Genomic DNA, 13915 nt, shown 5'->3' on the forward strand with positions numbered 1-13915 from the left:
CTTGCGTGAGGCTCTGCCCGGCCCATCCGGGTAACCCTCGCACTCGCATCGAGGGTGAGTCGCCTCCGCATCGGAAGAGGGACATACGGTCTGAGGAGCGCGAAGCGCGTCTCGAAGGATGAAGGCCACAGACGGGCCCCATGGTTCGAGACGCGCTTTGCGCTCCTCACCATGAGGGACTTATGACGCAGTAAGGCTAGGCCTCATCGCGACGACAGCGCCTGGAGCAGGGCCAGCAAGAGAGCTAACCGCGAAAATCGATGCTGCGCAGGATGATGCCGGGCGGGGTCCCCTCTAACTCCCCGGCGTCGAACTTGCGCGACGCGCATTGCTCGATCCGGTCACGCAGGCGCAGGAACTGCTGTTCGCGCTCGCTGGTCGCCGTGCGCGAGGCATGTTCCAGATCGTCCATCGCTGAAGCGCTGACGGCGCAGGGAATCTCCCTGGACCCATCCATCATGGAGAACAGCAGCACCATGCGATCGAACTCATAACCGCGAACGTTTCCGCGTGTGAGTGTCATCGGGTGTTCCTCCCCGAAGAAAACGATAATTGCCTTGGCTTGTTCCTCCTCCCCCGAACGCTTACGCGAATAGTCCTTCCGCCCACGTGCCGGTGGGTATAAGTTTTCACCTGTCTGCACCGTGGCAAGCACCGCCAGTCGGGGGCATTTTGCATGCGCGCTCTTGTTCTGGTTCTCGCATTCCTCATCGGGTTGGGCGCCCCTGCCCTCGCCGACGACATCGCTACCGCCCAGAGCGTGATCCGCGCGCAGGAGCAGGCATTCATCCGCGATGACGCCGCGGCCGCCTATTCCCATGCCGCGCCCGAGATCAGGCAGATCTTTCCGCAAGCCGACATCTTCATGCAGATGGTCCGGCAAGGCTACGCCCCGGTCTATCGCCACAAGAGTTTCGACTTCGGCGAGGCGCGTTCGGCCAATGGCCGGATCGCCCAGCGCGTCCACATCGTCGACGACAATGGCGAAGCCTGGGAAGCGCTTTACACGCTGGAGCAGCAGCCGGACGGCAGTCTGAAGATTACGGGATGTTCGCTGTTGAAAGCGGGACAGGCGGTTTGACGCTCAAGCCATCGCCAGCCGCTTGCGTGCCCGCATCAACAGCAGCACCATGATCCCGATGTTGAGCGCGTTCCAGGCCAGCCCGTTGGCAAACGCGGCGGTGTAGGAGCCGGTGGCGTCGAAGATCGCGCCAGAGATCCAGCCGCCGAACGACATGCCGAACACGGAGGCGAAGATCACGATGCCTACGCGCGTGGCGGCTTCGGAGGCCGGCATCGCTTCGCGTACGATGATGGCATAGCTCGGCACGATGCCGCCCTGGAACAGGCCGAACATCGCCGAGATGACGTAGAGCGAGGTCAGGCTGTCGAAGAACAGATAGAACAGAAGCGCGGTGCCCTGCGCCACCGAGCCGATCAGGAGCGTACGGATGCCGCCGATCTTGTCGGCGAGGAAGCCCGAGCCGATGCGGCTGATGATGCCGAAGCCCAGCATCAGCGACAGCATTTCGGCGCCGCGCGCCACGCCATAGCCGAGATCGCCGCAATAGGCGACGATGTGGACCTGCGGCATCGACATCGCCACGCAGCAGGCGATGCCGGCGAGCGACAGGATCACCGTCAGCGCATTGGTGGAGAGGCGCAAATCCACGCGCGGCGGCGGCGCGTTTTCGTGGTCGCGCTGTCCCCCCGCCCCCATCAGCAGCCGCAAGGCGATCAGCGCCAGCGTCATCGCCACCGCCGTGAAGATGCCGATCGCGATATGGCTGGTGCGCCAGCCGATCTGCTCCATGCCGAAATTCACCAGCGGCGGCCAGATCGCACCGCCGATGTAGTTGCCGCTGGCGGCGATGGCGACCGCCAGCCCCCTATAGCGATCGAACCAGTGCGAGGCTTCCGCCATGAGCGGGCCGAAGGTGGCCGACGAAGAGAGCCCGATCGCGAAATGCACCAGGATGAATTGCCAGATCGAGGATGACATGCCGGCTACGATGTAGCCCAGGCCCAGAATGCCGATGCCGAGCCCGATCGCGGTGACGATGCCGTAGCGGTCGGTGATCTTGCCCGTCAGCACGCCGCCGGAACCGAACCCGAGCATGACCATCGTAAAGGCTAGCGAGGCGGTGCCGCGGCTCGCGGCAAACTCCGTCTGCACCACCGGAAGTGCGACCACCACCGACCACATGCCGACGCTGCCGAGCGAGCCGATCAGCACGGCGACGGCAAGCCGGAGCCACGCCCGGCGCGAATCGGGAACGAACAGATCGGATTCTTTGGTGAATTCAGAATAAGATACCACGGCAGGCGGAACTTCGGGGTCAAATCGCCCAAGGTCAAGCCACAATGCCGCGATGTTAGGCATGCAGTTGTGGTGGGGGGTGGGCGGGCTTCCACACGACCGTCATTCCGGGGCGATGCGCCAGCATCGAACCCGGAATCTCGAGATTGCGGGTTCGTGCTTCGCACGCCCCGGAATGACGGAGAGACAGACCAACCGACCGTTCCATCTTGGCTGAAACGGCGGCTGGCATTAGTTTGCCGCCATGTTCGTTCGCTTGACGAGGCCGGTGCGCGTCAAAGCGGGGTGGTTTGCTGCCCTGCTCTATCTGTTTTGCGTGCTGGCACCCGGCGCCGCGCTGGCGCTCGGCGAAGCCGCGTCGTGCCTCGTGCACCAGCTCGGGACGGCTGCCGCCGCGCATGTTCATGACGGCGCGCAGCCGGAACATGAGGCCTCGCACCAGCATCACGCCAATGCCGACCATGTCATGCCCGGGCACGCCGGGCATCAGCACGACGGCAATGCCTCGCCGGGGCCGTGCTGCGCGGTGCTGTGCGTTTCGGCGATCGCGGCCGATCCGCCTGCCGTCGCAAAGCCCTCGCCGCCGGTCTCGCTCTGCGCTGCCGAAGACTTCCAGCGCCTGCCGGGTGAGGCTCCCCCTCTGCTCTATCGACCTCCGATCGCTTGATCCGACATCACGATGGGCGGCTGTGCTTCGACTGCCCGCGCATGCCCGCACCTTCCTTCCCACGGATCTAGCCCAACGTGCCGCGCGTCGCCGCGGCTGATCGTTGACGAACGAGAGAGAACATCGGATGAAAAACATCATAATGGCTGGCCTTGCAATGGCCGCCTTGTGCACACTGCCAGCGCCTGCGCATAGCCACGACAAGCATGCCCATGAAACCTATTCGGCCGGCGAGCCCGGCAATCCCAAGAAACCTTCGCGGACGATTCAAGTTGAAATGAGCGAAATGGCCTACACGCCCTCACGCATCGAGGTGAAGCGCGGCGAGCAGATCCGTTTCGTGATCCGCAACGTCGGCCAGGAAGACCATGAATTCCTGCTCGCCACGACCGAAGAGAACCTGAAGCACGCCGAGCATATGAAGCAACACCCGCACATGGAGCACGACGAACCCAACGGCGTGCGGTTGGCGCCGAAAAAATCGGCCGAGATCGTCTGGAAATTCACCAAGGCAGGCAGGTTCGAATTTTCGTGCCTGCTTCCCGGCCATCGCGACGGCGGTATGATCGGCCAAATCCTGGTGAAATGAATGACCGTGAGGTGAAGCCAGAACTGCAGGCTTAAGGGGACAACCAACGACAGAAGCAGGGATCGACCAGATGAAGCAAATACTGGCCGGCTCAATAAATAGCGCGCCTGGATTAGTCCGTAGGATGGGTGGAGCGAAGCGATACCCATCGTCTGCAGTTCAAGAGGTGATGGGTATCGCGGAGTTTATCATCGGGCCGGCCGAAGGCCGGACCCGTTGGCTCCACCCATCCTACGCTGACTGGAACGTCCAATGGAAAAGGTGAAGTCGATGAGCGAAACACTGCATTGCATCGCCCGGCGGTCCTTCCTCGGCGTGATCGCCGCCGTGCTGGCAGGCCGGACCATCGCGTCCGCCGCTGCCGCTAACCCTGTCGTGACCGTCCACAAGGATCCGAACTGCGGCTGTTGTTCGGGCTGGGCCGATCATCTGCGCGCGGCCGGCTTTCCGGTCGAGGTGCATGAGGCTACCGATCTTGCGCCGATCAAGCAGCAGCATGGCATTCCGCCTGAGCTCGCCGCCTGTCACACCGCGGTCGTGAGCGGCTACGCGATCGAAGGGCACGTGCCGGCGCTCGCGATCCAGCGCTTGCTGGCGGAGCGTCCGAACGCCAGGGGCCTGGCCGTTCCCGGCATGCCGGTTGGGTCACCGGGAATGGAAGGCGGGGCGCCGCAACCTTACACGGTCGTGTTGTTCGGCCCGGCCGGGCAAAGCCCCTATATGCGCTTCGTCGGAACGCAGCCGGTTGACACCTGATTTGCCGGTTGAGCGCTGCCACGCACGCCGGCCAGCGAGGCGACGGATTCGCAGGCTCGCGCGATCCCTGGGCCTGGGCGTTACATTGTTCCGAGGATTCTGCGAACGGACGCGGTACAGGCACGAAAAACCGCTATACAAGCGGAGGACAAGCGCACCGGATCCATGGTCCCGGCATTGGCGCAGCCGAACTGGAAAGCAGCGAACGAGACGCCCGTGCGAAGGATCGATGATCAGACCTTTCTGCTCTTGCTGTTTGCCGTTACGCTGGCATTCGCCTGGATTTTGCAGCCGTTCTACGGCGCCGTTCTGTGGGCAATCATCGTAGCCGTCATCTTTGCGCCGGTGAATCGGGCGCTGCTGCGATCGATGCCCGGCAGGCCGAACCTCGCGGCCCTGGTGACCGTCCTGCTCATCATCGCGATTGTACTCATACCGCTGGCGATGGTTGCGGCCTCCCTGGTGCAGGAAGCAACGAGTCTTTTTGAGAAGATCAGGTCCGGAGAATATGATTTCGCCGGCTACATCCAGCGCGTCTTCGATGCGCTGCCGGCCTGGGCGACCGGTTGGCTGGAGCGGTTCAACCTGACAAACCTTTCAGGGCTTCGCGAAACATTGTCGTCCAACCTCATGAAGGGTGGTCAGGTTCTGGCGCCCCAGGCGCTTACCATCGGGATGAACACTTTCGAGTTCGTGATCAGCCTCGCCATCATGTTGTACCTGCTGTTTTTCCTGATGCGCGATGGCAGGGCAGTGGCGGACTTGATCAAGCAGGCTGTTCCACTCCACGGCGATCAGAAATCAGCGCTCTTCACCAGGTTCGCCGATGTCGTTCGCGCCACCGTCAAGGGTGGGGTTGTGGTGGCCATTGTCCAGGGCGCGCTCGGCGGTTTGGCGTTCTGGTTCCTCGGGGTTCACGCGCCGATTTTGTGGGCTGTGCTGATGGCGTTCCTGTCGCTGCTGCCGGCCATCGGAGCCGCGTTGGTCTGGCTCCCCGTCGCGATCTACTTTCTCGCAACCGGCGCCGTTTGGCAAGGCATCGGGCTGATCGCCTATGGCGTGCTGATCATTGGCCTGGTGGACAATGTGCTGCGCCCATTCCTGGTCGGCAAGGATACCAAGCTGCCGGATTACGTTGTGCTGATTTCCACGCTCGGCGGCATCGAAGTCTTCGGCCTCAACGGTTTTGTCATCGGCCCGCTGATCGCCGCGATCTTCATGGTGAGCTGGGAGATTTTTTCGGCGTCCAGGCGGACGTCACGGAATGAGCGGGCTGGCGGCGGGTGATGTTGGCATAGACGTTTCGGCCGTAATTGCGAGCGAAGCGACTTGTCCGCCATAGCTCGCAGAGCGACGGCGGAAGCAATCCATTTCTCCGCACGGGGATAGATGGATTGCTTCGTCGCTTCGCTCCTCGCAATAGCGGCGCCAGTTCCTAGAATGCACGAAACATACCGCCTGCCGAAACAAGTCGGACGGAGAGCGTCTTGAATTCCCGCATCTCGTTTGACGCGTTGCAGTTTGGCGCTCTGTGGCTGATCGGCACGGCGGCCCTGAGCCTCTCCGCGGTTCGGCGCCAGCACCATATCCTCCCCGCATCGGGCCCGAACGCCGCTGTGCACTTGTCCCTGATCGCCCGGCTTCCTCAACAGCCCAGTTCCGGAATCGGCAAAGTCCTGGCTGAACTCGAGCGTCACCATCCTTCGCACCACTATTACCCCTCCGACACCGTCCATGTGACGATCCGAAATTTCGACGACATGAAGGACGTCGACCGGCCCGAGTTGATCACCCGACTGCGGCATTGCATCGGATCGCTTCGTCCCTTCGGCCTAACCGGACGAGGCCTGGGCGTTTCCCCCAATTCCGTCTTCCTGCAGTTGTTTCCCGAAGACGATTCGCTTTGGGAGCTCAGACAACAGCTTATACGCTCGACCCAGGATCTTTCTCCCGCGCGAAAACCAGCAGCAGGCCCGGGGATGTTTCGCGATCTTCTGTTTCGCAGGGTTGCCTTTGCAAACCTGATCCGCTTTTCGGGCCCGTTATCCGGTTCATTCATTCGCGCGATCGCGCGCCATCGCACCACCAGTTTCGACCGCTTCTCGGTGGAAGCACTCGAACTCGTGCAAACGGACAGACTGTTCTCCGCCGCCGGCACCACGATAATCGATCGGATGCCATTGGGCCGGTAGTGCCGAGGCCCGCGTGCCTATTTCCGCCGTCATTGCGAGGAGCAAAGCGACAAAGCAATCCATACTTTCCTTGCGGCGCGATGGATTGCTTCGCTTCGCTCGCAATGAGGGTTGTGTACCTACCCCAGCTCAAACGTCGTGACGCCGAACACCCGCTCCAGCCGCAGCGGCGGGATCGCGCCGGTATACATGCGCGCCGTCTCGAACACCGGCGCGAGCCCAAAACCTTCCGCCAGCGCGACCGCGTCGCGGTTGATGCTGGGCACATCAAGAAAAATCTCCCCGCCGCCCACCTTGGCGAGCAAAGCGGACAACACCGCTTCGGCGATAGCGCGGTCGTCGGCAACCAGCGGCCCGATCTTAAAACCCTTCTGGCAGGGCCGGATCACGCCCCAGCCCGCTAGCCGACCATCGCGTACGACCGCGCACCCGACATGTCCGGGCGTCCCGATCCAGGCCCGCAGAAATGCTGGCCGGCGCGCCGGAAACACCGTCGCGTCGTCTGCTTCCACGTCAGCCAGCGGGATTTCGCGGAGGTCAATCACCCCGGCCTGCGGCGCACTCGGTGCCGCGATCATGCCGCCGTAGCGGATGTTGGCGTAAGCAAGCTGAAAGCCAGACTTCCTGTAATTGTCCTGCTGCGCCACCACGCCATCGAGTCCGATCACGCGCGCGCCGGCATGTGCGATGGCCGCATTCCAGATGCGCAAGCCGTAGCTCTTGCCACGCACATCCGGCCGCACGATGTAAAAACCGAGAAAGGAAAAGCGTGCGTCGTAATTGACGCAGGAGACGGTCGCGACAGGTACACCATCGAGCTCGCCGATGAAGAAGCCTTCCGGATCGACGGACGCAAAGCATACGTCGTCAGCAAGGCCCGGATTCCAGCCTTCAGCCGCGGCCCAATCCACGGCCAGCGAGATTTCGTCAAGCCGCATCGTTCGGATGGTGAAATCGTTCATGAAAGGCAATCCTTCGGATGCGTGTCTTCAGCCGATTGTGATGCGAATGTGTGCGCAGTCCAGAAATGGCACACTTCTTCGCGCAAAATATCATTGCGCCCCTCGAATTGTTTAGCGAAAATTAACCACGCTGGCTGGCGCGGCTTGAGTAGTTGGAGGCTTCACACATGTACCGATCATCGCTCACGCTGGCTTTTGTTGTCCTGTGCTCCGCGCCCGCCGCAGCCACCGACGTCTATGTGGCGCCCGGCGCAATCTACGCGCCTTCCTCTGACATTTATGTGCGTCCTAGCCCGGCTCATCGACCATACGCGGAGCCCGGTTACGGATATCGGCAGCCCTCTTACGGCGTGCCGGCCCCCGCCTACCGCGCGCCGGCAGCGGTGTATGGCGAGTACGGAACGCCCTACCCCGCGCAGCCCGTCTACGTCGAACGCGCGCCCGCCTATCCCGAGCGTTACCACGCTCGCGAGCGCTACTACGCGCAGGAATACGAGTATGCGGGCGAATACGCGCCGCGGCCGCCGCTGCCCGTACCCTACCGCGCGCGGGCGCGATGCGACGACGGCTATGGCAGGTGGAGCTATTGCGACTAGAGCGCGCTGGGCGCAGGCCCGTTGCCACATAGCGCGCAGGATGGGTAGAGCGACTTATCCGCAGGCCTGTCCGCCGTAGCTTGCCAGAGCGAAGGCGGAGGTTCGCAAGAGCGAAGGCGGAAGCGATACCCATCCGCGCACGCGATTGATGCGTTTCGACTTCTGCTCTACCGATCTACGGCCACAGCTGAGTAAATTCGGGCCCACGCAATCCGGCAGCTTTCACCGCCCTGACGAATTCGTCGCCCAAGAATAGCGGGCCACGTAGCAGCTGCGGCACCTTGAACACCGCTAGACCTTCCGTCAGGTCCGGCCGGAACACGTAGCGTTCGACATCAAGGATGTCTCCATCGTCGAACCGCACCAGCTCCGATTTTTCCTCATCAAGCGCGTCAACCACGGTTAGCACGTTGAATAGCCACAGGTCCGCTTCCGGACATTCCAGCGGCAGGAGTTCGCCGGAACGGTCCAGCAGCGGCTGCCAGCACCCTGGCCGCATGCTTGCGAAGCACCAGCACGTGGCCGCCAAGCCAAGGAAGGTCCGCCTCAGCCCGCGGCTCACCTTCGTCGTCCACCAGGAGCCTGGCCACCGGCATCGGTCGCCAGCTAGCTCGCCGGGCGGTCCCATCCAGGCTCCACAAGTACTCGTGATCGCTCTCGTGCACCGGAAGCACCCACTCCAAATTCGGGCGGACCCGCGGCTCGTAGATCCTCAAGACTTCCTCCTGATGACGAGTGCTCTTCAGTGCTTACAATTGCGTAATATTCTTGAAGGCAAGCACGTTTGCACCATGTAAGTGACAGGCGGAAGCGTTGAAATCCGCTCTTCAACTGAAGCCCAGCGGCCGTGCTCAGTGAGGCGAGCTGGGTCCTTTTGATTTCTGTATCTGGCCCGCCTCGATTGGCCTCAGAGGCAAACTACGATGAGCGGTATGAGACAAAACCGCGGCCGTCACTGGTCGGACGAGGACGACAATTTGCTGCGCTCTATGTCAGAGGCAGGAAAGAGCCTCACCCTTATGACGGTGAAGCTCAATCGGCCGATGGCATCGATCAGAGCGCGCGCCGAAGATCTCGACATCGGGATCCCCGGAACCGAGATCGGCCGGCGCAAGCGCAGAAAAAGTGGTTAGCGGAACGACCGATCCCGCGAATGCCAGGCATGCTGCCTCTTATCCCTGCTGATGCCGTGTGCCGAGCAGCCCCAGTTCTTTCCTGACGGCCGAAGCGGAGTTGCCGACCCTGTCTACGGCACGAAGCAACTCCTGCTTCGATACTCCGAGCGCCTTGGTCCAGTATTTCATTTCCCACGCTTCGCGCGTGTTGATCTTGCTGCGGTCCGGCGTGCTCTTCTTGATCAGGCCTGCCATCGTCTCCTCCACGGGGAGCACGGTCCCGCCTGGGTTGTTGGGGGCATGAAGAAACGGGACCGTGCGACGGCCGGCGGTTACGCCGGCCTCGACGAACAAATACGTGACGACATTCCTGGTTCCTATTGCCAAGCTCTTGGACGAGCTTGGCACGCAGTACGCGGATCAAGATGTCGCGGTGCTAACCGTTAGACCCAATGGCGACCGAGCGTGCATAGCCGTCCCTCAACGCGCGCTCGTTGGAACGAACGGACGCGCGCACGATTGCCAGTCGATGAACACTGCTGTTGGTCTATTCGCTGCCTTTTGCACCACTGTGTCGTACGTTCCCCAGTTGAAGAAATGCTGGGAGACAGGATCAGCCGGCGATCTCTCGCTTCGAATGGTCCTGATCCTGGCGTTGGGAGTTGCGACTTGGATAGGATACGGCGTCTTGCAGAGCGACATCGTAATCATCATCGCCAACTCGGTCAGCCTCTGCCTCTTGCTCGGCATCCTCTATTTCAGCTGAAAGAACGCCGCGCTCCCGGGAATAGCGGTCGTCGCAATCGCGCTGTTCGGCTTCGGGCAAGCCGGCGTGCTGGTCGAGGTATTTCAGAGCTAACATTTGTTATGGCCGCGCGCTCACGATACGCGCAGCATCCTCGCATCAGCCCGGTGTGGGTGTCGGGCTGTATCTGCTGCAGCAAGGGCTTCAGCTCCATCAGGAGTTGGGGCCCTTGATTTTCAACGCATGTGGATAAACGCCGGCGAAGTGCTTCCGGTAACTTCCGGCCGATCATCGGACATGCGCCAAGCTGCCACGCCGACGCATACGGTGAGCATCAGGGACATCACGAGCAGAAGCATAAAGGAAAACTGGCTCAACTCCCTTGCCCCGCAAACCAGACTCAATTTTCGAGGAAGCGAGCACGGACTGCCGAGTCGAACAATGCAGTTCGGTTGACCTAAGTCGAGTTTTCCCCACGCGGATTTTTTTACAGGTGGGTGAAGCGGTCTGTCCGCCGGAGCTCACCAGAGCGGAAGGCGGAAGCTCGCTAGAGCGAGTGCGCATCTTCGCATCTCTACAACAGGCACGCGGCGGTCCCTGCGTCCTCTTCTTGATGGGGCGGAAGGATGGGCGCAAGGCGCCGGGCGAAACGCGCCATGACGCAACTCGACGAGGTGCTGCGCATCCACCGCAGCGCGACGCTCGGCGCGATCGCCAATGGGACGCTCGCCGACGCCGCACTCCTTCGCGTCGAAACGGTTCGAAACTTCGAAGCGCTGTCGCAGCACGCCTGGCGCTCTGCAGCTCATCTTGTCGGTCGCGGCTAGCCGGAAGCCCGTGGTGTCCATCGCTCCAGTTTCCTTGGCACCGTTCGTCATTCCGGGCTTCTCCATGCCGGTCTGCGGAGCGGGACCCAGTGTTTTGTGCGAAGGCTGGGGTAGACAGAAAGATCAAGGATCGAACTCGACGTCCGCGATGGCCGCCAACTTCGTCCTCGCGTCAATCGCGCAACAACACGGCCTCCCGAAGGGTCCGGCTCGAGCCCAAGACGGAGGCGAGCCCCAGCGCCATCAGCAGCACGCCAAGCCAGGTTGCCATCCAGCCCCAGCCGTCATCAGCCGCCTCGGCGATCGGAGAGGCGACCGGCGCGGCCGGAGGCACGGAGACCGCAACCGCGTCGCTTGGCGCCGGTGCGGCTGCCAAAAGTGTCTCCGCGTCGAGCCGGCGCGGCGTGGGGTGGTCAGGCGTATCGGTCGCGCGGTTGGCGACCGGTGCCGGCGGCACGAAGGCCGCGGCCGCCGTAGCCGGGACGGAAGCGGCATCGACCACCTTGAGCTCGGGCGCGGGTTGCGTCGGCTGAGACGTTTCCGCCGGTGCGGAGCGCAGCAGCTCCGCACGCGCATTCATGACCGCCTTCTGCTTGGCCCGCGCGGCCTCATTCTCCTCGGCAGTGGCGACACGAGCCTTCGCGGCGCGATGACGAACCTGCTTCACCGTCGCGGTCCCCTCGGCAGCCTGGAACCAGCATTTGCGGCGCCCCTCGGAACGATAGACCCAGCGCTGACCTTCCGCCGTCGACGTACCGGGTCGCGGCAAGCACTCCCTTTCCCTTTCCGCTGAAGCGGGCTCAGGGGGCGTCGGGGGAGAGACATTGAACAAGTCTGCAAGAGGATTCGAAGATGCAGGCGAAGTCGGGAGACCTGCGAGAAGCACAAGAACGGCGATGCAAAATCGCAAATGACCGGACATGAGAACCCCAGTGTTGCGCCCCCTCGCGCCCGACCTTTGGCCGCGACCTGGGTCACAATGCGACTCAAATCCGGCAAGGCGGTGGATTCATTCTGGCCCGGAAACGAGAATGGGGCCCGAGTTCCGGTCCTTGCAGCCGCGCGAAAGGTGTCCAAGGCGGCCTCGATGGGTCATTGAAACTCAGTAAGTCATGTTGCTGACAGCATCGATGTGGCGGGCACGGCCCCCATGCACTGCTGCACCTCGCCCGGCACGTTATAGTCGCGCATGACAGGGCGGCTGTCGCGCAAGCCACACGCCTCTCGCTGCACCACGAACATCCAGAGCGCGTGGCCGGCCTCCGTCACCAGGATGCGCCGTGCCTGCTGCGCTGACGCCGGGGCGCCCGAGCGCGGATGGGTGGCATCGAACTCCCGCAGCCTGGCGAGGGCCGCTTCCAGCGCTCGCCCCATCCGTCCGAGCGCAACGGCCTGGTCCTGGGCGATCTCATAGTTGAGAGCGTCGACGGGAGAGCGATCAAGGCGAAAATCGCGGGACATGGGGAATATATAGCGCCACATGGATCGCATGTGCAACGAGGCGCGTTACTGTTGCGATCGCTGCCTGGGTTTGATGCTGATCGAGCTTAGCAGTGTTGCGGTCACGATCATCGCTGCGATGCCAGTGAGACTCAATGCTATCTGCATCGCAAGTCCATCTGAAATGTTGAGCAGCGCCGCGTAGCTGGCGAACGTCAAGAGAACGCCGAGGCAATAGATTGGCAGCGAGTTCTGGCCACAGAGGATCGCGCCGCGCATCACCGGCGTCGTCAGCCCTCGCCATTTGCGGGGCACGAGCCATGACGCCAAAACAGCAAGGGCCAAAAAATGCAGCAGTCGCAATGGATCGAGATTCGATTTGTCCAATGGGTAAATCAGTTTCGCCAACGCCTCCGGGATCAGTGCCTCCAGCGGTCTGATGCGCCAGCTCAATGCGATGACCAGGGTGAAGAGCAGATACAGAACGGCAAGCATAAGCGTCGTGCGTGACGTCACCCACGACCGGGGGCTCTTGCCCTCGATCATCCACCACGCGCCAAGCACGAACAGCAATTGCCAGGCCAGCGGATTGAAAGCCCAGTGGCCGTTCGGCCACGCCGGGACGGTCCAGCCAAAGGCATGCACCAACACATAAAGCGCCAGCGAGGCGCCAAGCGTCGCGTTCGGCGCTCGCAGCAGCAGCAACAGTAGCGGCGCGAACACGAGGTGAAGAAGCACGAAGACTGCCAACACGTCGGTATTGACCGGACGGTATTGCAGGACCGCCGCGCGCGCGAGCGTCGCGCCGGGATGGTCCAGCAAGATACGCGTATTGCTCTCGTCAGCAAGACGGCCAGTGCCTGCGAGGTGAACCAGGATGACGCAAGCGAGCGTGAGCAGCAGAAATGCAACATAAATGTCCCAGCTTCGCCGCAGCGTTCGGCTGATCACTCCGGTCCAGCCCTCGCAGCGCCATGCCCTGCCGTAAGCCAGCGCGCAGGTTACGCCCGAGACGAACATGAACACCTCCGCGGCATCGCTGAAGCCGTAGTTCCGCAGCGTCAGCCAAGTTCCGATGTTGTTGGGAACATGGTCAAGAAAGATGAACCACAGCGCGATGCCTCGGCAGGCATCTATTCGCAGGTCGCGGCCTTCGCCTTTCAGCTCCGGCAGCTCGCCGACCACGAACTTGGGGATGGTAATTCGGTCGTGCATCTCGATCACCCCGAGCCAGCAAAATGGACCTGCCGCTCGAACTCCTGGTGTGAGCTCGTTCACCATTAAAAGCTTATTTTTTCAGGCGAATCTGCGCGCAAGCGTTGAGCTCTGTCGGCGTTGCACGTGATCATTTGGGCCACAAGGCCGCCCGTCCTTCGGCACTTGACGAGGTCCGTCCCGATATCGGCTCTTAGGGAAGAGGGAGATCAGGTTTCGCGTGGTCAGGCAGTACGTAGAATGGATGGAGCGCAGCGATCCCATCATCGATCGCTCGTACGAAGTCGATGGATTTTCGCTTTATCCCTGTCACGCTGAAGACGGCGAAGCAGATGAGCTATCAGAGGACAGCAAGCGTAGCCCGGATGAGCGAAGCAAGATCCGGCTGGTTATGCCGAGCACCGCATATCGCTTTGCTCGTGCCGGCCACTTGCTTGCTCACCAAGTTCTGCACAACATCATGCCAGAGTTACCGAAACCGTTCCAACGAA

The 13915-nt window shown here is 62.1% G+C and carries 17 protein-coding genes; 9 read left to right on the forward strand and 8 right to left on the reverse strand.

The window, feature by feature from the left end; all coding sequences use genetic code 11:
• Positions 1–244: 244 nt before the first annotated feature.
• Positions 245–523: a DUF1488 family protein gene (locus IVA95_RS30470; protein WP_247513862.1), complete on the reverse strand. Its 279-nt coding sequence runs from the start codon at positions 521–523 to the stop codon at positions 245–247.
• A gap of 153 nt (positions 524–676) precedes the next feature.
• On the opposite strand from IVA95_RS30470, the gene IVA95_RS30475 reads away from it, so the two are divergent.
• The gene (locus IVA95_RS30475) at positions 677–1081 is read left to right on the forward strand and encodes a DUF4864 domain-containing protein (protein ID WP_247513863.1); all 405 of its coding nucleotides are present in this window, start codon (positions 677–679) and stop codon (positions 1079–1081) included.
• Between the two features lie 3 nt (positions 1082–1084).
• Here the strand turns inward: IVA95_RS30475 and IVA95_RS30480 are convergent, their stop codons facing one another.
• Entirely contained in the window at positions 1085–2320 is a 1236-nt protein-coding gene (locus IVA95_RS30480; RefSeq protein WP_247513864.1) for an MFS transporter, read from the reverse strand.
• A gap of 244 nt (positions 2321–2564) precedes the next feature.
• Here IVA95_RS30480 and IVA95_RS30485 point away from each other — a divergent pair, with 244 nt between their 5' ends.
• The 5 genes from IVA95_RS30485 (at position 2565) to IVA95_RS30505 (ending at position 6524) form a co-directional block, all read left to right on the forward strand.
• Positions 2565–2987 (forward strand): hypothetical protein, encoded by a 423-nt coding sequence (locus IVA95_RS30485; protein ID WP_247513865.1) that lies wholly within the window; start codon positions 2565–2567, stop codon positions 2985–2987.
• A 127-nt stretch (positions 2988–3114) separates the two neighbouring features.
• Positions 3115–3576: a cupredoxin family protein gene (locus IVA95_RS30490; RefSeq protein WP_247513866.1), complete on the forward strand. Its 462-nt coding sequence runs from the start codon at positions 3115–3117 to the stop codon at positions 3574–3576.
• A gap of 252 nt (positions 3577–3828) precedes the next feature.
• A complete protein-coding gene (locus IVA95_RS30495) occupies positions 3829–4332 on the forward strand; it encodes a DUF411 domain-containing protein (protein ID WP_247513867.1) in 504 nt (167 codons plus the stop codon).
• Positions 4333–4548: 216 nt separating this feature from the next.
• On the forward strand, positions 4549–5619 hold the full coding sequence (locus IVA95_RS30500) for an AI-2E family transporter (protein WP_213251333.1): 1071 nt from the start codon (positions 4549–4551) through the stop codon (positions 5617–5619).
• A gap of 200 nt (positions 5620–5819) precedes the next feature.
• Positions 5820–6524: a hypothetical protein gene (locus IVA95_RS30505; RefSeq protein ID WP_247513868.1), complete on the forward strand. Its 705-nt coding sequence runs from the start codon at positions 5820–5822 to the stop codon at positions 6522–6524.
• Positions 6525–6643: 119 nt separating this feature from the next.
• Here the strand turns inward: IVA95_RS30505 and IVA95_RS30510 are convergent, their stop codons facing one another.
• Complete coding sequence (locus tag IVA95_RS30510; protein ID WP_247513869.1) at positions 6644–7486, reverse strand: GNAT family N-acetyltransferase; 843 nt, start codon at positions 7484–7486, stop codon at positions 6644–6646.
• A 167-nt stretch (positions 7487–7653) separates the two neighbouring features.
• Here IVA95_RS30510 and IVA95_RS30515 point away from each other — a divergent pair, with 167 nt between their 5' ends.
• On the forward strand, positions 7654–8082 hold the full coding sequence (locus IVA95_RS30515; RefSeq protein ID WP_247513870.1) for a hypothetical protein: 429 nt from the start codon (positions 7654–7656) through the stop codon (positions 8080–8082).
• Positions 8083–8257: 175 nt separating this feature from the next.
• On the opposite strand, the gene IVA95_RS30520 is transcribed toward IVA95_RS30515, so the two are convergent.
• Together IVA95_RS30520 and IVA95_RS30525 are read right to left on the reverse strand one after the other, a co-directional pair.
• Positions 8258–8644 (reverse strand): DUF1629 domain-containing protein, encoded by a 387-nt coding sequence (locus IVA95_RS30520; protein WP_247513871.1) that lies wholly within the window; start codon positions 8642–8644, stop codon positions 8258–8260.
• A gap of 610 nt (positions 8645–9254) precedes the next feature.
• Positions 9255–9452: a DUF3606 domain-containing protein gene (locus IVA95_RS30525; protein ID WP_247513872.1), complete on the reverse strand. Its 198-nt coding sequence runs from the start codon at positions 9450–9452 to the stop codon at positions 9255–9257.
• Between the two features lie 274 nt (positions 9453–9726).
• On the opposite strand from IVA95_RS30525, the gene IVA95_RS30530 reads away from it, so the two are divergent.
• Together IVA95_RS30530 and IVA95_RS30535 are read left to right on the forward strand one after the other, a co-directional pair.
• Entirely contained in the window at positions 9727–9963 is a 237-nt protein-coding gene (locus tag IVA95_RS30530; protein WP_247513889.1) for a SemiSWEET transporter, read from the forward strand.
• A gap of 635 nt (positions 9964–10598) precedes the next feature.
• The gene (locus IVA95_RS30535) at positions 10599–10769 is read left to right on the forward strand and encodes a hypothetical protein (RefSeq protein WP_247513873.1); all 171 of its coding nucleotides are present in this window, start codon (positions 10599–10601) and stop codon (positions 10767–10769) included.
• Positions 10770–10941: 172 nt separating this feature from the next.
• Here IVA95_RS30535 and IVA95_RS30540 read toward each other — a convergent pair whose 3' ends face one another.
• The 3 genes from IVA95_RS30540 to IVA95_RS30550 all read right to left on the reverse strand — a co-directional run bounded on the left by IVA95_RS30540 (position 10942) and on the right by IVA95_RS30550 (position 13424).
• Positions 10942–11538: a hypothetical protein gene (locus IVA95_RS30540; protein ID WP_247513874.1), complete on the reverse strand. Its 597-nt coding sequence runs from the start codon at positions 11536–11538 to the stop codon at positions 10942–10944.
• Between the two features lie 341 nt (positions 11539–11879).
• A complete protein-coding gene (locus IVA95_RS30545) occupies positions 11880–12230 on the reverse strand; it encodes a DUF6665 family protein (protein ID WP_247513875.1) in 351 nt (116 codons plus the stop codon).
• Positions 12231–12275: 45 nt separating this feature from the next.
• Entirely contained in the window at positions 12276–13424 is a 1149-nt protein-coding gene (locus IVA95_RS30550) for an OpgC domain-containing protein (protein WP_247513876.1), read from the reverse strand.
• Between the last annotated feature and the right edge of the window lie 491 nt (positions 13425–13915).

It is taken from the genome of Bradyrhizobium sp. 157 (assembly GCF_023073815.1).
In the GTDB taxonomy this organism is placed as follows: Bacteria; Pseudomonadota; Alphaproteobacteria; order Rhizobiales; family Xanthobacteraceae; genus Bradyrhizobium.

What these genes read in the sequence shown, in the direction of transcription:
- IVA95_RS30470 (WP_247513862.1), bottom strand. Translation starts at nt 523, where the DNA reads ATGACACTCACACGCGGAAACGTTCGCGGTTATGAGTTCGATCGCATG.
- IVA95_RS30475 (WP_247513863.1), top strand. Translation starts at nt 677, where the DNA reads ATGCGCGCTCTTGTTCTGGTTCTCGCATTCCTCATCGGGTTGGGCGCC.
- IVA95_RS30485 (WP_247513865.1), top strand. Translation starts at nt 2,565, where the DNA reads ATGTTCGTTCGCTTGACGAGGCCGGTGCGCGTCAAAGCGGGGTGGTTT.
- IVA95_RS30490 (WP_247513866.1), top strand. Translation starts at nt 3,115, where the DNA reads ATGAAAAACATCATAATGGCTGGCCTTGCAATGGCCGCCTTGTGCACA.
- IVA95_RS30495 (WP_247513867.1), top strand. Translation starts at nt 3,829, where the DNA reads ATGGAAAAGGTGAAGTCGATGAGCGAAACACTGCATTGCATCGCCCGG.
- IVA95_RS30510 (WP_247513869.1), bottom strand. Translation starts at nt 7,486, where the DNA reads ATGAACGATTTCACCATCCGAACGATGCGGCTTGACGAAATCTCGCTG.
- IVA95_RS30515 (WP_247513870.1), top strand. Translation starts at nt 7,654, where the DNA reads ATGTACCGATCATCGCTCACGCTGGCTTTTGTTGTCCTGTGCTCCGCG.
- IVA95_RS30525 (WP_247513872.1), bottom strand. Translation starts at nt 9,452, where the DNA reads ATGGCAGGCCTGATCAAGAAGAGCACGCCGGACCGCAGCAAGATCAAC.
- IVA95_RS30530 (WP_247513889.1), top strand. Translation starts at nt 9,727, where the DNA reads ATGAACACTGCTGTTGGTCTATTCGCTGCCTTTTGCACCACTGTGTCG.
- IVA95_RS30535 (WP_247513873.1), top strand. Translation starts at nt 10,599, where the DNA reads ATGACGCAACTCGACGAGGTGCTGCGCATCCACCGCAGCGCGACGCTC.
- IVA95_RS30545 (WP_247513875.1), bottom strand. Translation starts at nt 12,230, where the DNA reads ATGTCCCGCGATTTTCGCCTTGATCGCTCTCCCGTCGACGCTCTCAAC.
- IVA95_RS30550 (WP_247513876.1), bottom strand. Translation starts at nt 13,424, where the DNA reads ATGCACGACCGAATTACCATCCCCAAGTTCGTGGTCGGCGAGCTGCCG.